25 protein-coding genes are annotated in these 24,222 nt (G+C 45.2%); 12 read left to right on the forward strand and 13 right to left on the reverse strand.

The genetic code is table 11. The features are described from left to right. Nucleotides 1-12: 12 nt before the first annotated feature. Nucleotides 13-702 carry a glycosyltransferase gene (locus MH215_RS09670; RefSeq protein WP_239289926.1) on the reverse strand — a complete coding sequence of 230 codons (690 nt, stop codon included), beginning with the start codon at nt 700-702 and terminating at the stop codon, nt 13-15. A gap of 568 nt (nt 703-1,270) precedes the next feature. Between MH215_RS09670 and MH215_RS09675 the strand changes: the two genes are divergently transcribed. Then, nucleotides 1,271-1,981: a GT-D fold domain-containing glycosyltransferase gene (locus MH215_RS09675; protein WP_239289927.1), complete on the forward strand. Its 711-nt coding sequence runs from the start codon at nt 1,271-1,273 to the stop codon at nt 1,979-1,981. Between the two features lie 150 nt (nt 1,982-2,131). On the opposite strand, the gene MH215_RS09680 is transcribed toward MH215_RS09675, so the two are convergent. After that, nucleotides 2,132-2,521: a hypothetical protein gene (locus MH215_RS09680; RefSeq protein ID WP_307215074.1), complete on the reverse strand. Its 390-nt coding sequence runs from the start codon at nt 2,519-2,521 to the stop codon at nt 2,132-2,134. A 207-nt stretch (nt 2,522-2,728) separates the two neighbouring features. On the opposite strand from MH215_RS09680, the gene MH215_RS09685 reads away from it, so the two are divergent. The 11 genes from MH215_RS09685 (at nt 2,729) to MH215_RS09745 (ending at nt 12,873) form a co-directional block, all read left to right on the forward strand. Then, a complete protein-coding gene (locus MH215_RS09685) occupies nt 2,729-3,877 on the forward strand; it encodes an RluA family pseudouridine synthase (RefSeq protein WP_239289929.1) in 1,149 nt (382 codons plus the stop codon). Nucleotides 3,878-3,919: 42 nt separating this feature from the next. Further along, the gene (locus tag MH215_RS09690) at nt 3,920-4,501 is read left to right on the forward strand and encodes an SLOG family protein (protein WP_239289930.1); all 582 of its coding nucleotides are present in this window, start codon (nt 3,920-3,922) and stop codon (nt 4,499-4,501) included. Nucleotides 4,502-5,597: 1,096 nt separating this feature from the next. Further along, the gene (gene speD, locus MH215_RS09700) at nt 5,598-6,416 is read left to right on the forward strand and encodes an adenosylmethionine decarboxylase (protein ID WP_128100841.1); all 819 of its coding nucleotides are present in this window, start codon (nt 5,598-5,600) and stop codon (nt 6,414-6,416) included. Between the two features lie 179 nt (nt 6,417-6,595). Next, nucleotides 6,596-7,003 carry a flagellar basal body rod protein FlgB gene (gene flgB / locus MH215_RS09705; protein ID WP_239289932.1) on the forward strand — a complete coding sequence of 136 codons (408 nt, stop codon included), beginning with the start codon at nt 6,596-6,598 and terminating at the stop codon, nt 7,001-7,003. A 196-nt stretch (nt 7,004-7,199) separates the two neighbouring features. Then, nucleotides 7,200-8,309 carry a GNAT family N-acetyltransferase gene (locus tag MH215_RS29205; RefSeq protein WP_343224556.1) on the forward strand — a complete coding sequence of 370 codons (1,110 nt, stop codon included), beginning with the start codon at nt 7,200-7,202 and terminating at the stop codon, nt 8,307-8,309. A gap of 15 nt (nt 8,310-8,324) precedes the next feature. Further along, nucleotides 8,325-8,849, forward strand: coding sequence for an ankyrin repeat domain-containing protein (locus MH215_RS09720; RefSeq protein ID WP_239289933.1), 525 nt, complete (start codon nt 8,325-8,327; stop codon nt 8,847-8,849). Nucleotides 8,850-9,050: 201 nt separating this feature from the next. Continuing rightward, nucleotides 9,051-9,560 (forward strand): RNA polymerase sigma factor, encoded by a 510-nt coding sequence (locus MH215_RS09725; protein WP_239289934.1) that lies wholly within the window; start codon nt 9,051-9,053, stop codon nt 9,558-9,560. A 1-nt stretch (nt 9,561) separates the two neighbouring features. Next, nucleotides 9,562-10,881 (forward strand): DUF4179 domain-containing protein, encoded by a 1,320-nt coding sequence (locus MH215_RS09730; protein ID WP_239289935.1) that lies wholly within the window; start codon nt 9,562-9,564, stop codon nt 10,879-10,881. 191 nt (nt 10,882-11,072) lie between these two features. After that, nucleotides 11,073-11,378 (forward strand): hypothetical protein, encoded by a 306-nt coding sequence (locus tag MH215_RS09735; protein WP_239289936.1) that lies wholly within the window; start codon nt 11,073-11,075, stop codon nt 11,376-11,378. 259 nt (nt 11,379-11,637) lie between these two features. Continuing rightward, nucleotides 11,638-12,405: a threonine/serine exporter family protein gene (locus tag MH215_RS09740; RefSeq protein ID WP_239290788.1), complete on the forward strand. Its 768-nt coding sequence runs from the start codon at nt 11,638-11,640 to the stop codon at nt 12,403-12,405. Between the two features lie 18 nt (nt 12,406-12,423). Further along, nucleotides 12,424-12,873, forward strand: coding sequence for a threonine/serine exporter family protein (locus MH215_RS09745; protein ID WP_056699357.1), 450 nt, complete (start codon nt 12,424-12,426; stop codon nt 12,871-12,873). A 311-nt stretch (nt 12,874-13,184) separates the two neighbouring features. Here the strand turns inward: MH215_RS09745 and MH215_RS09750 are convergent, their stop codons facing one another. The 11 genes from MH215_RS09750 to MH215_RS09800 all read right to left on the reverse strand — a co-directional run bounded on the left by MH215_RS09750 (nt 13,185) and on the right by MH215_RS09800 (nt 24,069). Beyond that, on the reverse strand, nt 13,185-15,197 hold the full coding sequence (locus tag MH215_RS09750) for a transglycosylase domain-containing protein (protein ID WP_239289938.1): 2,013 nt from the start codon (nt 15,195-15,197) through the stop codon (nt 13,185-13,187). A 2-nt stretch (nt 15,198-15,199) separates the two neighbouring features. Further along, the gene (locus MH215_RS09755) at nt 15,200-15,883 is read right to left on the reverse strand and encodes a HAMP domain-containing protein (protein WP_239289940.1); all 684 of its coding nucleotides are present in this window, start codon (nt 15,881-15,883) and stop codon (nt 15,200-15,202) included. A gap of 187 nt (nt 15,884-16,070) precedes the next feature. Further along, on the reverse strand, nt 16,071-17,222 hold the full coding sequence (locus MH215_RS09760; protein WP_239289942.1) for a sensor histidine kinase: 1,152 nt from the start codon (nt 17,220-17,222) through the stop codon (nt 16,071-16,073). Between the two features lie 57 nt (nt 17,223-17,279). Next, nucleotides 17,280-17,999 (reverse strand): response regulator transcription factor, encoded by a 720-nt coding sequence (locus tag MH215_RS09765; protein WP_239289944.1) that lies wholly within the window; start codon nt 17,997-17,999, stop codon nt 17,280-17,282. An 11-nt stretch (nt 18,000-18,010) separates the two neighbouring features. Then, nucleotides 18,011-18,979 (reverse strand): aminoglycoside phosphotransferase family protein, encoded by a 969-nt coding sequence (locus MH215_RS09770; RefSeq protein ID WP_239289945.1) that lies wholly within the window; start codon nt 18,977-18,979, stop codon nt 18,011-18,013. A 159-nt stretch (nt 18,980-19,138) separates the two neighbouring features. Then, nucleotides 19,139-19,597, reverse strand: a complete 459-nt coding sequence (locus MH215_RS09775; protein ID WP_239289946.1) for a DinB family protein — start codon at nt 19,595-19,597, stop codon at nt 19,139-19,141. Between the two features lie 305 nt (nt 19,598-19,902). After that, nucleotides 19,903-20,847, reverse strand: a complete 945-nt coding sequence (locus MH215_RS09780) for a YwqG family protein (protein ID WP_239289947.1) — start codon at nt 20,845-20,847, stop codon at nt 19,903-19,905. Nucleotides 20,848-21,005: 158 nt separating this feature from the next. Beyond that, nucleotides 21,006-22,286 carry an ammonium transporter gene (locus MH215_RS09785; RefSeq protein WP_145050685.1) on the reverse strand — a complete coding sequence of 427 codons (1,281 nt, stop codon included), beginning with the start codon at nt 22,284-22,286 and terminating at the stop codon, nt 21,006-21,008. Next, entirely contained in the window at nt 22,283-22,702 is a 420-nt protein-coding gene (locus tag MH215_RS09790; protein WP_239289948.1) for a hypothetical protein, read from the reverse strand. The genes MH215_RS09785 and MH215_RS09790 overlap by 4 nt, the downstream gene beginning before the upstream one ends. 295 nt (nt 22,703-22,997) lie before the next feature. Continuing rightward, entirely contained in the window at nt 22,998-23,480 is a 483-nt protein-coding gene (locus tag MH215_RS09795; RefSeq protein ID WP_239290789.1) for a GyrI-like domain-containing protein, read from the reverse strand. Between the two features lie 85 nt (nt 23,481-23,565). Next, a complete protein-coding gene (locus MH215_RS09800; RefSeq protein ID WP_239290790.1) occupies nt 23,566-24,069 on the reverse strand; it encodes a GNAT family N-acetyltransferase in 504 nt (167 codons plus the stop codon). Between the last annotated feature and the right edge of the window lie 153 nt (nt 24,070-24,222).

The following is a 24,222-nucleotide window of genomic DNA, read 5'->3' on the forward strand; positions in this document are numbered from 1 at the left end:
ATGCCTCCTTCATTAGATCATGAATTCACGTAATACCTGAGCCATCTCTTCTCGGCTTAACCGATCTTTGGGTGGAACCTTTTTGACCGATGTGTTGCTGCTATGCACGATATTGACATAATTGCGGGGTGCGAGCAGCTCATGCGGTAGATCAATTACATTTCCATGCGTACCGCGGCCTGGCAGCTTCACTCGATAGCCTGAAGCGTACTCCTCCGTCCGGTATAGGTAGACATAGAACTGCGGAGAACGATGAAATGCGGGTGCCATCTCATGATTCACACTATCCCACAAGTAGCCGTTCTGATTAATTAAGGCCATTGTCCCCGGCTGTGGTTGTATATCGTATAACTGTTGAACAAAGGTACGGTGGTACAGATCATCCGAATCTAGACGGGCAATATAGATATGTTCTGCCCCTTGTGCAAAAGCTAGAATGGCACGCACACTCTCAATATTGGTTCCAAAGCGAATATTAGAAGGTAATGGCTCTTGTTCCGCAAGAATTTCTTGCATCAACTCTCCTGATTCCTTCGCCAGCTTCACAACAGTAAGGAAATCCTGATTCGTCTGCGCCTTAAGGCAATGCAACGTAAAGGTGCGAAAGATATTCATCCGTCGCTCTAGCCATCCTCTCGTTAACCGCTGCGGATCCATTCCATAATTGTTGAAGTTAATCTCAATAACGACTTTCCTAGACATAACATCCCTCCTTGTTTAAGCAGCCTTTCTTCTAGTGCGTGTTCAAAAAGGTCGGTCTTCAGTACCAAGAAGATGGGATGAAGATAGAAATGGAGTAGCGGAGCGTAGATTCGGCTGAATCCCATATTCGATGCTGAGATGCCACTCCCGCATCCTTCGTAATCAAAAGCGGACTTTTTGAACAACCTCTTCTGGTTGCCTTTGAACCATTTTCATAGTTTTGCAACCTATGCCTTGCAGAAATAAACGTAATACGTTGCTGCATTCCACCCAACTTTCATAGCGCAATTCTCTTATCTGCCATCTCTACAAGGTATGAAACAGAGGTAGCATCGGTCAGTACACTTGAACTACTTTTCACAAAATAGATTGATATACACCCGAAGATTCGCCTTATATTGCTTGTTCAAAAAGGTCGGGTTTTCATTATCGAGAAGATGGGATGAACGTAATCACTTCATCAAAAGTGGACTTATGGAACAGCCTTTTACAGGTCGAACGTACAAAACGTTAGCGCAGCCATTACATAGAATAGGTCAATAGAATACGAAGGAGGTTTAAATCTACGATGAATGCTATTTATCTGGAGACAGATGGTGTACTTGATCAGCTCGAAGCAGCACTTGTAGAGAAGCGTCCATTTTCTCTCGTTCGCGTGGGCGATGGCGAGAATATTGTCATGTCTCAGGAAACGGTCTGGACGGTGGAGCAGGTGCTTCAAGAGCGCTGGGCGATCAAAGCCAATTTAGGGCAAAAGGGACTTCGTCTCCCCGATTTTCAGCTCAGAGATCACGTTGCCGCTTCTATACAACGAGCTAATATTGTTGGTGTGCTTCCCCCAGGGGATATGACGATTAAAGCACCGGATTATCTCAAACGCCCGCTCACGGATATGGTATTTGCTCACTATGGTATCGCTCCTGCACTCACCTGCCATGCTTGCGTCAATCGGGAACTCGTGCAGATGCCACGGTTCTGGTCTATGCTTGCTGGTAAACGGGTACTGCTCGTGACTCGTGAGATCGACGCCCTTCGCGAACGGCTTGTACAAGAACCGTATCATCTCCAGATCGCAGCAGCGCTTCCCTTTGATAACTGGGGTCAGACGGATGAAACGCTACAATGGATCGTCACGAACCAGCATACGTTCGATGTTGCCCTTTTCTCCTGTGGCGTTAATGCCGTTGTTCTCGCTGAGCGCACAGCCGCCCTAGCGGGCAAAGTTGCTATTGATTTTGGCAAAGCAGGCAATATCATTCTGAAAGGCCGTGCTAACTGAGTTTGCTCTTTGCTTCTTGAATTACAGCTGGCTATGTTCATGCTCTTGCTACATCACAATACGGCTGAAATATGGTCAAAAAAAAATCCCCGACTCCTTCGATACTGGAGCCGGGATTTTTGACTTTAACCTTTTACTACTGCTGATAAGCTAGTTAGTAGCTGCAATGCCGTAGAACATCTCAGGCCCTGTTCTTGCCACTGTAGACACCCCGGATATAAATGAAGTGTACACACTTTCCAGTGCGGGTGGTGCAGCCAAATCCTGTGCGGTAAAGGAATGAAATTCAGCGCCGCCCGTCTGTCCCACCGTACCTTCGGCACGATAGATGACAAAGAACGGATCATATACCGTACCACGTACCAACTCAACAACGAAGGTATCTCCTTGCTCTCCCGTCACACCAACCGTGCCATTCAGGGTGATAATGGGATTCGCAACACCTAAGGTCTGCAGCCCAATTGACCCGAACACTTCTGGTGATAAGGATAAAGATGTGTTTGGCGATCCTACGCTTCCTGAGTTCATTGAGGTTCTCATATCGAGAAATACACCCAAGAGTAACACCTCCAATGCAATGAGATATCCTATTCTATGAATCTCAACTCTCGTTCGATTGGATAAATAACAGTTTCTATACACCTATTTTTATTTACACCCGGTTAATGGTATATTGAACTGCATAACGAAATGAACGGATCGTATGCACGCAAGCGGTACAGGCTGTTCAGAAGGAGATTATTATTTATGAATACACGTAAACGTTCCACAGGCCATTCATCATCCAAAGGAAAGTCATCGAACCGCCCCTCTACGGGACGTTCTAAGAGATCAGGTGCTTCATCTGCCGAATCATCCAGATCCTCTGCATCCACATCTCGTAATACAGCGGATACGAACAAGCCACTAGCTGCCAAGTCTTCAACAACAGGCAACCAAGCAAGATCTGGCAAAGCCAAATCATCAGGTGCGTCTAAACGCTCTGGCAATTCCTATTATCGTAAACAAGAGCCACCTCGCCAGTACCCAGTGACAGAGCCAGAAGAATTGTTACCGTTCCTGCTGAAGCATCTGAAGGATGGTCGTAATGCCGTGAAGTCCATTCTAGGTCGTGGTCAGGTATCCGTAGATGAGAAGGTCGTGACGAAGTTCAACCTGGCGCTCACGCCGGGTCAGACCGTATCCATTAGCAAAGAAGGCGCCGTAGCTGCCCCTTCCATGACCGGAGTAAACATTTTGCATGAGGATAATGACATCATCGTCATTCGTAAGGAAGCTGGGCTATTATCGATCGCCGCTGACCGTAGCAACGACCTTACAGCTTACCGCCAGTTGATGGAGCATGTGCGCCGTACGAATCCAAACAATCGGATATTTGTTGTGCATCGTCTGGATCGGGACACATCTGGCGTGATGATGTTTGCCAAAAGTGAAGAGGTACAACAGAAGCTGCAAAACAACTGGAAAGATAATGTACAGGATCGCGTTTATGTTGCTCTCGTTGAAGGTGCTGTGAGCAAAGAGGAAGGTACGATCTCCTCCTGGCTGAAGGAAACCAAAACGCTGAAAATGTACTCAAGCCCACGTGCGAATGATGGACAGCACGCGATAACGCACTACAAACGTCTCAAATCCAACCGTGAGTTTTCTCTGCTTGAAGTTCGATTGGAAACAGGACGCAAAAATCAGATTCGTGTGCATATGGAAGACCTCGGACATCCAATTGCAGGAGACAAAAAGTACGGTGCGCGCACGAGAGACCTGGGACGCCTTGGGCTCCATGCACGTGTGCTCTCGTTTATCCATCCAACAACCGATAAGCTGATGACATTTGAGACCGATATTCCGAAGCAATTCTTGTATCCTTTCCGTGCAGATAACGCAACCGCGGAGTAACTGAAGCTCTTGGGTACGGAGTCGCGCTGAAAGGAGTAACCGATGCTGAAAAACTTGCTGATTACCGGTTATCGGGCACATGAACTGCAGATTTTTGGACAGAAGCATGAAGGCATTCCTTATATCAAAAAAGCCATCGCCTCTCGCCTCACACCGCTTGTGGAAGACGGGCTGGAATGGGTGCTAACTCCAGGGCAATATGGCGTGGATCTGTGGGCATGTGAAGTAGTACTGGAGCTGAAGGAGACATTCCCTGATCTGAAATTGTCGATCATCACTGCTTTTCAAAATCCCGAGGAACAATGGAAGGAAGATAAACAGGAGTATTATCGCTCCATCCTGCAAGGGGTTGATTACTATGGTGCAATTAGTCGTCAGCCCTATATTGGTCCATGGCAGTTCACAGCCCGGGACGATCTTTTGCTACGCAAAAGCGACGGTGTATTGCTTGTGTACGATGAGGATGCCGGCGAAGGCAGCCCACGCTTTATGAAGGAAAAGGCGATTAAGAAACAGCAGAATGAAGACTATACCATCATCAGCGTAACGTCGGAGGATATTCAATCCATCGCGGAGGATGAACGGATGAATGATGTGCAGCATTACGAAGATACTTCCTTCTGAATCAGTGTTGTATGGATGTAAAAAGGGCTATCCCATGAGTCATTTAAATGACTGGGGATGGCCCTTTTTGTGTATTATTCAAAATGGATTCTCTCCTTTAACAAATGGAACAAAAATAACATACAACGAGCCCATTAGAAACACCCAGAAAATTACCGATTTCAAACGTTTCCTGAAGAAATTAGCATTCTTTCTTGCACATAGCGCACAAATGAGTGTGTAAAGGAAAAACAAAAAATAGGAGACCCCAAACCAATTAACCCATACGTTCCCCATAAAAGGAATACTGAAACTCTCATAAATGTTTCTCATTACATTTTCTGTAACAATGAAACCAATAACCAAAAATCCTATGAATTCCATATAGATTATCATTTGCTTTTTCCAAATAGACATTCCCTTCAACTCCTATATATCCTTATTCATCTATCTATCCGAAATATTCAAGAATTAGCTTATATAGCGCTACGCAGAGCCCTAATAGACTCGCTTTCATTTTAGCTGGATGGTAATTTTGTTTGTTAGACAGATATAATAAAATCAATAAAAATCCAATGGGTAGCTTTAACTGAAAGAGACCATTGGTTGTAGCATGAGAATAAATTATTATAGTAGACGTACTGATCAAAAAGTAAAAGAAAATGGTAAAACGTCTTGTTTCTAATTGTCTGCTCCACCTTACTAACAAAAAAATAATAATGATCAAGATAATCGAAATGTATATTGGTGGGAGAACAATAAAAACGTCACCAAATCTGAATTCCATGTGGCATAGCCCTCCTTTTCATCAGTAATCGCCTCGTACATCAACAATCGTATGTTATACATTGAAAGGTTTATTTTACCAAAAAGTAAGGATGGATGTAAAAACAATTTAATTTCTGTAGTTAAAGCTTTAATGTTACTATAAGCCCCTGGTTTCTCTATCCCAGATCACGTGAAACGAGAGGAACTGAATCGCTAAGGTCTCTCTAAAGTCATGGCAGGCTGTAAAAGCCTCGAATGGCTTACTCATGTTTTTTTTGGCAGCAATATGGGTATAAGTAGTATTAAAACTGCGATTACTATGTCGTATGGATAAAGGGGAACTGCAGCCATGACATTAACTCCCGAGCAGCGCATTCAACTGCACGGATTCAACAACCTGACCAAATCGCTGAGCTTTAACATGTACGATATCTGTTACACCAAAACCAAAGATGAACGTGAGGCTTATATTGAATATATTGATGAACAGTATAATGCGGCACGATTAAGTAAAATTCTCAGAAATGTATCCGACATTATTGGTGCACACGTTTTGAATGTGGCGCAGCAGGATTACGTCCCACAAGGCGCTAGTGTAACCATGCTCGTATCCGAAGGGCCGATAGTGGAAATTCCGGAGGAATCCTTCGATGAATCCCCAGGGCCGTTGCCCGATAACGTCGTGATGCAGCTTGATAAAAGCCATATTACGGTTCATACGTACCCAGAGTTCCATCCAAGCGAAGGGATCAGTACGTTCCGTGCCGATATTGACGTGTCCACTTGCGGGGAAATCTCGCCTCTCAAAGCGCTGAACTACCTCATTCATTCCTTTGACACGGACATTATGACGATGGATTACCGTGTGCGTGGATTTACACGTGATACAAGCGGACGCAAGTTGTTCATCGACCATGAGATTGGTTCTATCCAGAACTACATTCCGGATGAGATCAAGAGCAGCTTTGATATGATTGATGTGAACGTCTATCAGGAGAACATTTTCCATACCAAATGTAAGCTGAGGGAATTTGATCTGGATAACTATCTCTTTGGGTACACCAAGGATAAGCTAAGCAAGGCAGAACAACATGAAATTACGGAGTGGCTGAAGCTGGAGATGGACGAGATCTATTACGGCAAAAACATTAACCGTCCTACTCCATGACTGACCTTAGAAGGTGACTAATTAAGTAATATCTAAAGACAAGCAATAGTGCCGTAAGGTTCTTCACTTCGTGAAAGCCTTCGGCATACGCTTGTCTTTTCGTCATTTGTTGACATGACGCAACATATTTTCTTATTATAGGAGTAACGGTATTACTTTGCAGTGAAGGAGAATGAGCCGTGATCGAAACGAACACTTCCAAGCGTAACGAATCGCTGTTACAAGTATTAACCGCCCGGCATAATGTAACTGCTCACAACATAGCCAATGCGGACACACCGAATTATAAGAAGAAGTCGGTAGAGTTCCAAGAAGAGCTTAGACGCATCGTTGAGCAAGGCAACACAGATCATTTGAATTTACACCGGACTCATCCGAAACATTTTCCAGTGAGTACCCCTGGTCCAGTCGTGCCATACCGCATCGTAGAGAACAACAACACAACGATGAACAACAACGGCAACAACGTTGACATTGACAAGGAAATGTCGAACCTTGCGGAGAATCAGTTGATGTACAATTACATGGTCGATCGAGTAAGTGGACACTACAAAAAGATAAAGAATCTTCTAAATGATCTTAAATAATGCATGACTCTGCAGCCTGTAGGCTGCTTTTTTATTTGGCAGGGTAAGTACATAACCGCGAATAACTAGTTCATCTCAAAATGAACGGAAAGTTTAATTAAAAGGTGAGTCCTGCTCCTCCTTTTTTCGGATCTGGGCTCATTCGTAGTATAATGATATCTAATGAACGATTTCATATCGATAAAAGAGGTGCAACATGGCTCCACTTCATTTCAATCATTTTCAAGGCTCCAAGGTTCGACTAGCAGCACCCTGTCCGGAAGATTGTATGCGATTATCCCGTTTTACGGACGATTATGGATATCTACGTAATCTCGATACGGACATTGCAGTACCGCTAACGCCGGATGAAACAGGTTCTTCTTCTGTCCGCAGAGATAATGGATTTGAGTTTTCCTTGCGTACATTAGAGGACAATCGATATATTGGCTTCACCGCTCTCTACCGGATCGAATGGAATAACCGCTCCGCGCGTCTGGCCATTGCTATTGGGGATGAAAAGGATCGTGGCAAAGGCTACGGTAGTGATGCGCTTGCCCTGATTATGCGCTATGGGTTTCATGAATTGAATTTGAACCGAATTGCACTGGAAGTGATTGAATATAACGAGACTGCGATGCAGGCGTACCTAAAAGCTGGGTTTCAGGTAGAAGGACGTCAGCGCTCAGCCGTATTACGAGATGGGAGGCACTATGACCTCATTTCTATGAGTATCCTTGCGGAGGAATGGTCAAAGCAGACCGAACTGCCTCTATCTTTTCAATCTACTCGTGCGAATGTCTCAAACGAAACGTCAGTTAACATAAAACCATTTCAACGCGCTGCCGCAGTCTCTGCTTCTACTTCTGGTGATGCATCTGAGCCCCTGCCCACGACGAGTGAGAACACCACTGTTCAACCTCGCATTGGCGTAGGCGCGGTCATTGTTAACGATCGCAGAGAAGTACTACTGGTCTGGCGCAACCGTGAACCAGAACAATTCACCTGGAGCATACCCGGAGGTAAAATCGACCCTTACGAGTCTGCTGAAACAGCTGTGATTCGGGAGATTAAGGAAGAAGTCGATCTAGATATCGCCATCGACCGATTGCTCTGCACAGCAGAGACGATTCAGCCTGACCAGCAGGAGCATTGGATTTCTCTTCTCTACTCTACCCGAATGATTAGCGGCATCGCTCGGAATCTAGAAGAAGGCGGAGCCATCGGTGAGATCGGATGGTTCCCGCTGGATGATCTACCATCTCCACTCGCTTGCTTCGCTGTTCCTGGTCTTGATGCTGTCAAGAAAATGTATTTCGGAGAATGACTGGAGGTCTGCCACTTGAAACACGAAGAACAGATTAACGAACTATTCAAAGCTAGTCAGAACGGGGATATCGTCAAAATAAAGACATTACTTACCTCTCTGCCTGATCTCGCCAATACGGAAAACAGTGATGGCCTCACCCCACTTGGGTACGCTGCGCATTATGGACAAGCTGAAGCGGTGCGTATTCTTCTAGCACAGGGAGCCGGTGTTAACGCTGTTTCTCATTCAAAAATCTCATTTATCCCGTCCAACACTGCGCTCCATGCCGCACTTGCGGGTGAACGCTCAGTGGAGGTTGTGCGCTTATTGTTAGAACATGGCGCATCGACGAACATTCTTGATAGCGACGGGCAGAACGCTCTTCATACGGCTACGTTCCATACGGATCAAGCAGAACTGATTGAGCTTCTCTTACAGCATGGCGCTGATCCATCAGCCCTTTCCAATTCAGGACAGACTGCGCTGGATATTGCATTAGACAAAGGCAATCATTTAACAGCTAAATGTCTGAGAGATGCCCTTGGAGCAACGTCATAACTTCATCTCCCGTAAGCTAAACCCAGTTTAACCGCTAGGCTCCTAGGCTGTATTATGGAGTCTAGCGGTTATTTTTTGAGTGATGAAAATAAACAAATGGATCAACGAAACGAAATTTTTATAACTTTTTTGGAAAATTCAAGAACCGTTTGGCGAGCTGCGCCGTCTAATACGCAACACATCCACGAAAGGAGGAGCCATGTGACCCCTGCTGAGCTTACTGTTGCCGCACAACAAGGGGATGCCGAAGCTTTTACAGCCTTAATGGAGATGCATCAGAACCGACTATATCGCATCGCCTATGCGTATCTGCATAACGAGGCCGATGCACTGGAAGCGATACAGGAATCCACCTATAGAGCCTTTCGCAAACTCAAAAAGTTAAAAGAACCGTCCTACTTCGGCACCTGGTTCATTCGCATTCTCCTCAATTATTGTGCCGATGAACGCAAACGCAAAAGCCGATTCAGCCAGATCACCGATATTCAGGAATCCAGTAGCTGGGATCAACCCGAAGACCCTGACTTGGCTGCTGCCGTATCTTCATTGGATCGAGATTGCAAACAGATTATTATCCTGAGTTATTTTGAAGGTTTCTCGTTAACAGAAGTTGCTGAGATACTCGAAATTCCGACCGGAACCGTAAAATCACGACTGCATCGAGCACTCGGACAGCTCCGTGATCAACTAGGAACGAAAGGAGATACATAATATGTCTGATGAAATGAAGCCTATCGAAGATCTGGAACAACGACTTCATCGTCGTAGATTAGAATACGATGCCATGACTATACCTGAACCCGATACGCAGCAGGCTGTGCAGGCTGGTATCCGAAAGGCTACAAGCCGGCGTAAATCCCGGTTGCGCTGGATGATGAGCTCCGTGTCAGCCGCTGCGATCGTTCTTATTTTCACCGGATGTATCCGGGTATCCCCTGCTTTTGCTTCCTTCGTAGAGCAATTGCCTGGGATGGATAGCATTGTGAGTCTGATTCGTCAGGATAAAGGGCTGATGATGGCAATTGATCAATCCTTATTACAGAAGGTCGGGATAACTGACGAGCATAATGGTACTTCTGTGACCATTGAAGGTGTAATTACGGATGAGTCACGCATGGTGATTTTCTACACGATGAAAGGCATCCAAAATCCCAAAAATCTCATGTACGACATTAAATTACTTGATAAAGACGGTAAAGATCTTCCTGTTGGATTTAGTTATTCGTACCCTAATCCAACTTCAGATGAGGACATCTATGAGAATATGATCAATGTATCCTTTACTGAATCATCCCCTCCACAAGAGTTAACCGTTGTGTTTAAAGAGCAAAAAGAAACCGACGCGAATGAGTGGAGAATTACATTTCCCGTCGATCACAGCTTAACGAAAGGTATGAAAAGAGTCATTCCTGTTAACCAAACCTTAGTGGTAGATGGTCAACAAATTAATGTAAACCAAGCGACGTTATATCCCACTCGACTTGTACTGGACATGACCTACGATCCGAAAAATACCCAAAAAATCTTTGGCATTGATGATCTACAGCTCGTGGATGAGCAAGGTAGAATCTGGACAACGAATGAGGCATCGCTTCCCGAGAATGGGATGTCGGTTTTCTTCGAGAGTATGTATTTCTCTACTCCAAAAAAACTGACCCTACATGCGTCTGGGATTAGAGCCGTGGACAAAGATAAACTGCATCTTCAGATTGATCCAGAATCAGGTGAGATCGAGGGCGGTCCAGAGAATTTGAAATTCCTTAAGAAAGAAATTAAAGGTAAAGATATGATATTGCACTTCTCCGTCACAGATTCAGAGAATGCCAACTCAGGTTTGTCATTTACGGATATTAAGGATAGTGAAGGAAAGGCATTTGAGGTCAAAGGAGTTAGCTGGCATCCTTCCGAAGCTGAAGCATCGATCACGATTGAAAATGCTGCTTCTGCCCAAGGCGCTTTGGATATGGAGTTATTCTCCTACCCGGTACTAAGCCCATCACCGTTCTCGGTTGATATTCCGGTGAATCCATAGGTTCATTGATACTGAATCTAGAAACTTAGTTACTTCATCGGAAGTCATTGCATTGATGATATGTGAAGATGGGAGCACCCATCTTGACCTCTCCGTTGGCGTATTTATGGAATAATGCTGGTGTAGTCACCTTTTATAGGCAGATGCATACCTTGAAGTAAGAAGTTTATTCAAAGGAAGGGTTGTGCATCATGTCTGAGTCTACATCCACACCGTCGGCACGCGTTGTCTATCAGGCGAATACACCTATGCTTCAATCCGTACATAGCGTGCGGAATATGATTCATCATACAGCTCGGCAACATATAGGCAAGAAAGTCCACGTTCAGAATATCGATGGTCAGGTATGGGAAGGTGTTATCATTAGCGCAGACCGGGGGATTCTATATCTTCAAGTTACGCCGATGCATGGCTATCCTGAGCCACGAGCTTTGTTTGGACCAACGATTTTGCCATTAGTGCTGTATGAGCTGCTGGTCATTACGTTGTTGATGTAGTTTGAATTCATTTTCAAGTTTAACATGGCTCCGTTTCGACCCTATGGGTTATTGAAGCGGAGCCTTTCCATTCGGTTTATCGTGTTAATTCGTGTGGCTTATATAGGTGTTCACCCATTCGTACAGTATGTTTCCGTCCTCTCGTGTGAAATATGATACAATGGTGTCGGCTTAAGCCCTATCTTATAAGAAACGGAGTATGATCCGGTTGGAATACATACCGCATGACCCTCCCCCCATCCCTCAGCCTGAGACGGAAATGGCGGGAAATAGTACGACAACTTCAGAACAATCGCGTGTGATTGCTACATGTCTGCTCGCAGGAAAAATTATGCTGCAGAGCGGCGGGGAAACCTACCGTGTAGAAGACACGATGAAACGTATGGCTGCAGCGCTTGGATTACCTCATTCGCATAGCTATGTTGTGCCTACAGGCATTTTTTTCTCAGTGGATGCAACCGAACCGGCCAAACTCATTCGCATCTCCGAACGAACAACGGATTTGCACAAGGTATCCGAGGTGAATGCCATATCAAGGCGAATTGGGCAAGGTGAGTTATCTGCCATTGATGCCTACGGGTTGTTACAACAAATCGAAGGACAGCCTTCCTCCTATTCCTTTGCTGTGCAGCTTACGGCTGCTGCATTGTCTAGTGGCTGTTTTACGATCATGTTTGGCGGAGGCTGGGGTGACTTTATCCCGGCGCTGATCTGTGGTGGCACCGGTTATGCAGCAGTGATCGCTTTCCACCGGCTCGTGCTGGTAAAATTCTTTGCCGAGCTAACAGCTTCATTTGTGATCGGTCTACTCGCATTTCTGCTGGTCTATCTTGGATTAGGCCACGAGCTGGACAAAATCATTATCGGTTCTGTTATGCCGCTCGTACCTGGACTGCTTATTACCAATGCTGTGCGGGATTTGATGGCAGGTCATCTCGTGTCTGGGTTATCTAAGGGAGCCGAGGCATTTCTAACTGCGTTTGCCATCGGCACAGGTATAGCCGTTGTATTTTCACTTTTTATGTAAGACGAAGGAGTGCAGATGATGCTTCATTTTATAGAGCAAGCCCTGACCAGCTTTGTTGCTTCGGCAGCGTTCGGAATTATCTTCAACGCCCCGCGGCGGATGTTGTTACACGGCGGTTTTGTTGGCATGATTGGTTGGATCATCTATGTAGTGCTGGAGTATGCAGCCGATGCAGTTCCTGCTACGCTTGCTGCCACGATTGCAGTTGGTGTGATCAGCCAGTTATTCTCCCGGATGTTCCGTTCCCCTGTCATTATTTTCAGCGTAGCCGGTATTATTCCCCTCGTTCCAGGTGGACTGGCCTACAATGCGATGCGTAGTTTTGTGCAAAACGATTATAATGCCGCTGTAGAACTCGCCGCCAAAGCACTCATGTTATCCGGCGCGATCGCCGTTGGACTGGTATTATCCGAGGTGCTGAATCAGATGATTCGACGTACGCCGCATTTATTCCGATCCAAGACCTAATTACACCAACGTAGTAGCAACAACCTAGTTAGGTTAGATTAGTTACAATAAAAACCCAGGAACATGACTACGCAACACTTCGTATACATTGATCTCGTAAATGTCGCCTGTTATCCCTATAGTTTAGATTTAAAGGCCGTTCAACAAGTTCACTTAAGAACACGCGCTTGTAAGCCTACACAGATGAATTTCGGGGATGCAGGCAAAGCTTACGCTACTGATGTAACTTTCTGCTCAAATACTTTCAGGCGAAGCAATTCTCGGGAAGTCACTTTCTTCCAGAGAACTTCTTCACCTCTTCGCATTTTTGGCTATGGCAGCGCACGCCTCATGACCGATGCATACAAATTTGCCGCTGCTCCGCTGCTTGCTAGCATATAATGTTCCGCATCCGTATGATCAAACCCCATCCACACTGCCGCAGTCCATTTATTCGTATAACCTACAAACCATAGATCCCGATTCGCCTCTCTCTTCACGCCAGGCAATGCTGCCTGGGTTGTACCTGTTTTGCCCGCCACCTGATATCCATGTAATTGCGCCTTGTTTCCTGTGCCATGACTGACTACATTCTGTAGCATAGCAGTCATAACGTTTGCTGTATTGGGAGAAACGACCTGCTGATTCTCTGCCTTACGCACATATATGTTCCGTCCCTGTGCATCGGTAATCTCTCGAATGAGATGAGCGGTATTGAATCTTCCTTGGTTCGCAAATACGGTATACGCTTGAGCCATTTTCAGAGGAGACACCCCTTGATGCAATCCCCCTAGAGCACTCGACAAGTGAAGATCCTCTTGACCCAGCTCGATCCCCAAATGCGCAGCAAACTGCTGGGCACGCTGCATCCCGGTCTCATTTAGCAACCATACTGCTGGTGCATTCACTGAATTTCGGATTGCTTCAGTCATGGTGATTGAACCTTGATAATGTCCTCCCAGATTACTCGGTTGATAGCTACCATATCGCACACGTTTATCCTGTAAGATACTATTTGCATTGAATTTCCCCGATTCCAGCGCTGGCCCATACGCAATAATAGGTTTAAATGCCGATCCAGGCTGCCGAGCATCTCTCGTGGCCCGATTCATGTCTCCTCTCCGAGGGTTACGTCCACCCATCATCGCTTTCACTTCTCCATTTCGTTGGTCGATAATGACCATGCTCGCCTGAACCCGTTCATCGGCACGGTCATCTGTGAAGTGAGCAGATTGGCGAAACTCCTCTTCCATCGCCGACTGGGCACGACTGTTCAATCCAGTATGTATGACCCAGCCTGCTGATTGAATATCTGTGACACTTCTGCCAGTTAACTGTGAGGCTTCCTGTATGACTGCATCTATAGCAGAGGCGTAAGCAGGCTGGGGTGCAGACGAATTAGCAGTAGTAGCCGGAGGCACATAATCCACCTTGCGAGCTTCCTGCATTTGTTTTCTCGTAATGATTCCTTGTTCATGCATAAGGGTGAGCACTACTGCACGTCGATCCTTAGATAAGTCTGCGTCATCTAACGGGTTATAGATGGATGGCCCTTTAGGAATTCCTGCTAACGTTGCGACCTGCCAGAGCTCTAATTGACGCAGATCCTTAATGCCAAAATAACGCCAAGTCGCTGCCTTTACGCCATATTGCCCCTGTCCCATGTAAATCTGATTCAGATACGATTCGAGAATGTCATCCTTTGCATACTTCTTCTCTAAGGCTATGGCGATGGACATTTCATTCACTTTACGAACCATTGTTTTGTCTCCATTGAGATACAGGTTCCTCGCTAGTTGCTGCGTAATGGAGCTCCCTCCCTGACTTAGATCAAGGTTAATTACATCCTGTACCACTGCTCTCCCAATACCGATGTAGTCCAATCCATCATGCTTATAGAAGCGTCGATCCTCTGTAGCTAGGAAAGCCTGTTTCAATACATCCGGCATTTCGTTAAGATCAGCATGCGCTGCATAGCCATTTTTACCAGCTTGTAGCCGCGTTATTTCTGCTCCCTCTGAGTTCAGAATCGTCGTTGAGGATATCGTGGAGGTTATCGCAGGATGACTTCGAATCATACGTTCACCATAGGTCACCATGTACATGTATCCAATCAATAACATCATCACGATAACCACTGATGCATCAAAAGCATAATAAATTCCGCGTTTAACTTTGAAATTGAACTTCACTCTACGCCGTAATCCGAGTGCTCCCTTAACAGTAGAGTCTTCTAGTCTAGATAATTTCTCTCGCATGATCGGTACACGCTCTCGGGTTTGCGTTTTGGAATATTTTGCTGCAGATCGATCATGGCTAGCCTTGGGTATCATTTCGAATTTCAATGTTAATCCCCCTTGCTCACCTGTTGGTGCACCGCTGCGACGTCGAGGGCTTGTTGAAGGCTTAATGTTTTCTGATATGTCAATCGAACCCAATGCTGGATCTCAGCCTCATCCTGGTACCGTCCTTCAATAATGGTTTCAAGAGAAGAGAGAATGCTATAGATGGTAAGCTTCACCGGTAAGTCTACCTCTACGGGGTTAACCTGCACACTTGTGGTATGCTCATTGCTGGATATCTGTTTCTTATGCCAATCACCCTCGCTTTCACTCCCTTCCCCATTCATTCGATCCTGCTCCATCTGAAAAGCAATCTCGTTCAACTGAGCAGCAATCTGGCGTAGTTCTCCACCACTCAGAACATCAACGCGCGAATCCGTCTCCCCATTTGCTAAAGCATGGGTCATTTGGGAGATACGCTGAAGGTCATCCGTAATTTTCTGCGATCGAATCCAGAAGAATGTTAAGAATAAGGCCGCTCCGACAACGATAATAATAGGCCGAGTTCCAATATTATGGATTCCCCAGCGAATGAGGTGAGGTAACCATGATGTCCCCCCTGCAGACAGATGAGTAAGCGCGAATCGTAACATTTGATAAACGACAAAAAAGAGCACCACGCTAAGCAGCGCACTTGCTCCACAGATGTATATGTATCGCGATCTAACCGTACGTAGTAATGAATTCATATCGGTATCCTCCTCAATGTAGATATCTATTTAACTTCGATCATTGAGTTTAGGATACCGGGTACTTCTTAATAAAAATGTAATTAACTTCTTATCTTTTCCTTAACATGCATTAAACTAATAACCCTCATACGATTGTGCTAGAAGCTTCACGCGCATTTAACCTGCCTATAATTGTACAGGTCATCTAAGAACGGATAGTTTGATTATCCGCTGACTGAGCACTTGCAAGTGGCGAGGCTATTGGAAAGCGAGTCACAAAATCGGTTCTGCCCTTGCCACTATATGCCGCGATCGTGCCGTGATGTAGCTCAATCATGGATTTGGCAATGGCAAGACCAAGCCCGGTACCTCCTGTTTCACGCGAACGAGACTTGTCCACCCGGTAGAAACGATCAAATAAATAAGGCAAATCCTGTGCAGGGATCGGGTCACCGTAATTGCTAATTCGCACGACAGCCTCTTCTCCTTCAAGCCCTAATCCAATCTCCATAACCTTTCCTTTGGAGCCATAACGAATAGCATTACTAAATAGATTCTCATATGCACGTACTAATTCTCCCGGTGCAGCCTCAATCCATAGTGGCTCCTGTTCCCCGACAAACGTATACGTCATACCTGCCTCCTCTAACATAGGCGTAAACTCCTCGGCAAGCTGCATTAGAAACGAGTTCAGATTCAGTGTTGTCATAGATAAAGGCAGATTCCCACCACTTACACGGGTGTATTCAAATAAATCATCAATGAGTTTCCTTAACGTTAGGGACTTTTCATAAGCAATACTAACGTAATAACGCATTTCAATCTCATCCTGATAACGATCCTTCTCTATGTATTCCAAGAACCCAAGAATTGACGTTAATGGTGTTCTCAGATCGTGAGACACACCTGTGATCAGATCATTTTTGGCGGCAACCGCACTCCGTTCCTCTTCTAACGATATTTGTAATTGCTCTGCCATCTGATTAATGCTGGCCGCCACTACACCGAATTCGTCGGATGACTTCACTTCAATTCGATGCGATAGCTCCCCTTTGGCAACTTCTTGTATTCCCGCAGTGATTTCATTCAACACCATGATCGTCCTACGTGTGAATAAGAAAAAGAACAGCACAAACCCCAAAATACCAATCACCATCATTAACGGTATAGAACCAATGTTGTTGATTAACCACCGTACTCCCCTTGCAGGGATCGAATAATTGGGATAGGTCTGTGCTCCCAGGATCGATTGAACAACCTTGCTGCCCCCATACAAAATAGCCGCTGTCAGTATGCCGCTCAGCAGAAATGCATAGATAAATTTCCAGCGAACCGTATTAATCAATGTCGAATTCATCTCAGATACTCCCTGTTCAGGTCTTTGGCAGTATAACACCGCTCATATCCTTGCACGTTATGGCTTGAACATCTTATAGCCCACACCCCACACGGTCTGTATGAACTTGGGATGTTTGCTATCCATCTCGATCTTCTCACGAATTTTGCGTATATGCACCATTACGGTGTTGTTCGACTCCATGAATTCTTCCTTCCAGACCTGTTGATAGATCTGCTCCATACTCAGAACGGAACCCTGATGGCGTGCCAAGAGCTCCAGAATCGCAAACTCACGGGGCGTTAAACGAATAGACTGCTCGTCTACCCATACTTCATGTGTATCTGTATTAATAACAAGATCATCGATGATCAACTCATGCTCCGTTTTCTCCCGACCTTCATTAAACGTATGATACCGCCGAAGCTGAGATTTCGCTCTAGCAACAAGTTCAAGCGGATTAAATGGCTTCGTCACATAATCGTCCGCTCCGATGCTTAACCCTGTTATTTTGTCCATATCCATGCTTTTGGCAGACAACATAATGATCGGCATCTTCTGTTCTTCCCTGATCCTCATGCACGCTTCAATGCCGTTCATATTGGGCATCATGACATCGAGGATAATGAGATCAACCCTCTCATTCTTCAATTGTGCAAGAGCTTCAATACCATCATGTGCTGTAAGAATGCGATAACCTTCATTGCCAAAATAAATCTCCATGAGTTTAATAATTTCCTGCTCATCATCCACAAGCAGAATAGTTGCTGGATGTGCCACGGCATTGTTCCTTTCCATTCTATCCCGAATCAGTAATTCTTCACATTATACCATCTAGGAATCCATCTGCGAAAATCATCATGGTCTTCCCGAACTCGCTCAATCTTAGCCATCATATCCTCCGTTTCCTCCGGCTTCACTTGTTGAATCCAGACTACAGAAGATATAAGTGCCATAGCCATATACAGAGAGTACATACGCCAGAATAGCTCATCCGGATCTCCACCGTTGAAGTACCCCTGGATCTGTCCAATCGAATACGGCGTACTTGTCTCCGAAGCAAATAGACCCAGCTTAAGAAACTCATGAACTGGATCACCCTGATCATAACGATTAAAATCAATAACTCCCGCGAACCTTTCGTCCTTCACGATCAGATTCCCTGGATGAAAGTCATCATGCTGGAATCGATCAGGACGGTTCTTCATACACTTCATATTCTCTTCGATAAATGCCAATATAGCTTGATCATTCCGCATACGAATAGGGCAATGATGATACTTATCTACATAGCGCTGATGCTTCTTACTCTTACGCATGTACCAGGATTCAGTAGGCTCTCCGATCTGCAATTCATGCATACGCTGCAATTGTCCCCCTGCTTCGATACCGATGCTCCGCTGCTTCTGTTCGTCCATTCGAGGCAACACTTCTTCCGCATCTTCCCCATCGATGTAGCTAAGTAGCATATAACCTTGTTGCTCGTTCAATTGTCCCAAGCTAATTGCTTGGGGGCAACGAACTCCTCTCCGATGCAATTCCGCAATGATTCGATACTCTTTCTGCTTCACAGGCTGCTCAGACCATTCATAGATCCGCAACAAATAACTTTTCTCTCCCGACAGTCGGACTTTGAATTTCAAGTCGGTCGAGTATCCTTTGTGAATCGGTTCAAACGCCGAAGCTCCCTGTAGTTCGGGAATCTTCGCCATCAACTCGTGCAACACATCATATGTATCCTGCTCTTCCATCTTGGAAACCTCCGTTGCTCTAACCATTTACATTTCTTCCCGCACAGTAAATATTCCGTATGTACGTCGCAGAGACATCTCATTGGTGGGCGTCTATATTCTGAAGAAACTTATCTTCTATGTATTCGATGGTTCACAAAATGTATCCTTCATTAGTCGTGCATTGGATCATACAAACCTTCTATTCTATTCAAATAACTCCACCTTCAGATCTTTCCCTGTCATGTTAAGCATTGTATACAGTTGACCTCTGTGATGATAGACATGCCCCATAATTTCTAGCAACCATTCCAGCCGACTATACGAAGCACCCCAATATGAATCGGTCACTTGTAATAATTCCTCTGTATTAAACTGCCTATACCGCTGATACAGATACATCTGATTGTCCACAAGAGCCTGCTTGATCTGACATAAAGTATGCGGTTTGTTTTCTTCGTAAAAAGCAGCCATATCCTCTTCGGACGCGCCTTCCGATATGTATACATCCGCTCGGCAGATCACCGATAGATGGGATAGCAATTCTCCAACAGGTCTCTTCCCTTCGATTGGAGTTAACTTTAGATCTTGCTCAGACAGCTGGTCACATATATCAATAAGTGAAGTCACTGCCACGTCGATATGTTTAAATGCAGATTGAATCAACAGCTACACTTCCTTTTCGTTCCATTATACAGAACATATGATCGGTTTACAACCAAGATATTCCTCCTTTATATATAAACCATTGTTATCTGAAACTTAACATTTACGAATAAAAAAAGCCCCTCTACCCTCTATTAGACGGGTTTCGGGACATTTTGTTGCTTATATAGGTTGATTAAAAAGTCCGCTTTTAAATTAGGCACTGAAAAAACCGACCTTTTTGAACACGCAATTATAATTCATTTCTTTCAGAGACGTTCCTCTTTGGATTGCACGCTTATTATACGAATAGATATGATTCTGTCTCAGCTAGAATATAAGGAGCAATACGTTTGATCGAACCGACCTGCCAGCAGATCAGCCTTACGGATGAAAAACTGCAACTCTCCACAATCCCACCACTGGAAACCAATCTCGTCATGTGTATCAATCTTCAGCAGCAACAGTGTATCCTCAAGTTCTTGCAAGGCTTGGTTCCGATCCCCATCATAATGAGCGGTTAACTTCTCCTCACATGCCTTTTCGTCATAACCATACTCTTCACCAGTCGCAATCTGAAGCAGCGCTTGATGTTCAGCATCAGGGTGCTGGCCATCAGGGTAACCAAACATCCCACCCCAGTTCTTTGAACTCGGATGATTCCAATGGGACTCGAAGTCCAGATATCGGTCGTACAGATCAATATCTGTTTCCCCTTCTTGCTGTACATCAGGTTGTGTAACAGCTGCTGCACTCAGCGCCTTAGAGTCAACATAGGCATATGTAGGAAACTCAAGATTCGGCAGTACTGTTACGGCATGACCTACAAATTCAGCTTGTTCTAGAGCTGTGTTGCCTTCTGGTTCACGTTTTACCAAATGCCGAGCTTCCGGCTCAAATATTACACGATGTTCAATATTATAAGCGGGTTCATCCACACCTACGAAGAAGTACAACATTCCTCGCTCCGGCAAACTTCCACGCCCATCATTCGGTGTATAAGGTGACAGATCCACAAGGTTCAACTGTGCCAAAAAGGTCATCGGTACACCTTCCTGTGTCACGGGCCACTCCATTTTTTCAGGCAGATCAGGACTCCCACCAACTCGCGAATTGCCCGTTCTACGGTACTCATCAATCGTGGACACATCGAGGCGAATGCCCCAGCGGCCAGATGCTAGGAGCAGGTCGGAAACTTCACCTAATCCATACTCTTCTAGTGTTTTACGAGCTTTGTTAGTCAAGCGTTCACATTGTTCAGGCTTAATCATCAAGATCCTCCCCTTCAGACAATACAATACATCTATGGTGAGACATATTCAGGTTCACACCTGTATATTCTTCCGCCAAGACATCTTTCCCTGCCTAATTGTAAAAATCAATAGAACTGAAACATAGAAGTTATAAAAAAAGACCAGCGGCATAGCCGTTAGTCTCTATTACTCTCTCGAAAAGCACGCATATGCTCTTCTCCATCTAGAAATTCATGGGATTGATGAGCTGCCATCACCCCGTGGTAACTGATATCTAGACCCAGATCCTCCTCTTCTTCTGTCGAACGAACAGGTACAATCTTGCCAATCAGCTTCAGTCCGAACCAGGTCATGACAAATCCCCAGACAACGAGGGCAACCAGCCCTAGCGTTTGAACACCAAGTAGTCTCCACCCTCCACCAGTGAACAAACCTCCATCGGTTGCAAATAACCCTACCGCAATCGTGCCCCACATGCCGGATACAGCATGCACAGGAAAAGCACCTACAGGATCATCAATCTGACGACGATCAAGCCAGTTCGTAGCAGCCATCATGAGCAGACCGGATACTGCACCAATAAAGATGGCTGCCAGATCACCTACAAAGGCACAACCTGCCGTGATCCCAACAAGTCCAGCAAGCGATCCGTTAATGACAGAAGGCGCATCTGAACGATTAAAGCGGAATAACGTATACAGCAATGTTGCTGCTCCGCCAGAGGCGGCCGATAGCATAGTCACAATGGCGATATGTCCGATCCTTACATCTGTTGCACTAAGCGTACTTCCCGCATTGAAACCGAACCAACCAAACCACAGCAGAAAGGCTCCTACCGAGGCTAACGGCAAGTTACTAGGAAGCGCAATTGCACTTACACCAAGTGGGGTGTACTTCCCTTTACGCGGGCCAATGATAATTGCAGCGGCCAAGGCAGAGAATCCACCTAAGGCATGAATGACTGCCGATCCAGCAAAGTCCTGCATTCCCAATTTGCTGAGCCAACCGCCGCCCCATGCCCAGTGTCCACCAATCGGATAAATAATCGCAGTCATTAAGATGATATATAGCAGGTAAGCACGGAAGTTAATCCGTTCAGCTACCGCACCTGAAACGATCGAAATGACGGCGATGGTGAACGCAGCTTGGAACAACCAGAACGTCTCTAATGAGACAGGTACATCAATGTGAGATAAGTCTCCATTTAAGAAGAAGCCGGTAACACCAGCCAAACCACCAACATCCGAACCGTACATCAAGCCAAAGCCGATCGCATAGAACAATAATGTACCAATTGTAATGTCAGCAAATACTTTCATAATAATGTTCACACTATTTTTATAACGTACAAAGCCAGCCTCTAACAGGGCGAAGCCACCCTCCATCAACAAAATCATGGCCGCGCTCAGGACTACCCAGACCGTATCAATTCCCGTGCTCAAGCTCTCTAACGTCATGCTTGTACATCCTCCGTTTCACGTAGCTGCCTAATCTCACGGATGGTATCGGGCGAAAGCTCAATCTCATCTCGCTCAATGCTGTCAGGATGTTGAATTCGTTCGATTATACGATCCAGATCTCGAATCCGTCTTCTGATTTGCTCCATTTTACGAAAACGCTCCTTCACCTGAACCATATATTCTACGGCCTGATGATGTGAAGCCGGACGTCCTGCGAACCATTTACGTACTGGTGATAATGACTGATAAGCTACTTCTTCTGCACGTTTTTTCTGCTCGAATTGTTCAATTTTATGTTTGAGAGTTTCTATTTCATTTTCTTTTTTGACCTTAAGCTGTTCCATAAGGTACAATAAATCGGACGATGATATTTGCAATGCTGTATGGTGATACACCTCGTCAATTACTAACATATCATGTCAGGACTCCTTACATATCGAGTTACTTGCTACCGATTATAGAATGCCATAGTCTAACCGTCAATCCTTTTTTGGTGATGGTAATTATTGAGAGAAGCTCATTGACAGAGAACGAGCTTTTTTTGTATAGGTAAATACCTCTAACAGCCATATTCTGAGCCAAACATAAGGACAGCATCCCTCTTCTAAGCAATATCTTCCATGCCGAAGCCTGCTTAACAAAAAAAACTCCGACATGCCATTTAGGCGTATCAGAGTTTTCATGTCATGTTGATTGCCACACAACCGTTTATGTAATAGGGACATAAATGTGAATCTGCGCACCCATTTCTCCAGACATCATCTCTTCTGTCCAAAGCTCCATATCAAATGCACGCGGCTCATCATATCCGTTATTGGCAAGCCATTCATTGACCGCAAGATACGTGTCATCAATCTCAGCTTCTGAGCCTTCATGTATAAATCGTATAAAGCGCCCTGCTGGCACAGTATGTGTAATTATCTCATCAGCGATCTGCTGAGATTCCTGGACTTCAATCGCGACAATATGAGTGAACACCACATCTGGCGTCCACTCTATATCCGGATAGATCTGGATAAGGTACATCCCAGCATGCTTCATATTAGGAACGTGCGGAGCATTCAACTCTAATTTTGCGCGTAAATTCCTCACAATGCTGCCCTGAATGTCCTCGTTCAGACTTGCCTGCGCCTGGTATCCCACCAGCTTGATCTCAGGCTTCATTACAATTTCAATATCATCCAGCAACATCACGAAACTGCCTCCCTTTGGCTGCAATTCATCATCTATCTCGTTCAAGGATATAACTAATCAATGATTTACCATGATGAGCTATCTATATTTTCTTGCCTAAAATCGCTAGATCTCGGTTCACCCCATCTAATACAGCTACTTCCGGGTAATAGCCCCATTGCTCAAAACCATGCTTGCGCAGTAAACCTAAGCTAGGTTCGTTATGTCCAAAGACAAAGCCCAAAATAGTACTTATGCCAAGTTGTGGACACGCCGCAAAGATGGTATTCAGCAGTCGGCTTCCTGCGCCAATTCCCCGGCAATTTTGATCTACGTAGACACTCACTTCCACAGTCCCATTATAGGCAGGCCGTCCATAAAAAGAGCTCAAACTCGCCCAGGCTACAACCTGTCCGTCTTGCTTCATCACCCACAGTGGACGCCGATCGGATGAGTGTTCCTCAAACCACGGAATACGCTGTTCAACCGTTACCGGCTCCAAATCGGCTGTTACCATACGACTCTCAATCGTCGAGTTATAAATCTCCACAATTCTTGGCAAATCCTCAATACGGGCATATTCAATCTGCACACGATCTAACATCATCATAACGCCTCCATCATCCAGTCCAATCCGACTTTATGACGATATTATAACGGGATACAGGCGCAATCGTCACCCATAACATTTGTATACTTACACATAGAAGAAAACAGGCGATAGATTAAGGTTTGCCTCCTTCCTCCTATCGCCTTTGAT

Source organism: Paenibacillus sp. ACRSA, from assembly GCF_022346845.1.
Taxonomy (GTDB): domain Bacteria; phylum Bacillota; class Bacilli; order Paenibacillales; family Paenibacillaceae; genus Paenibacillus.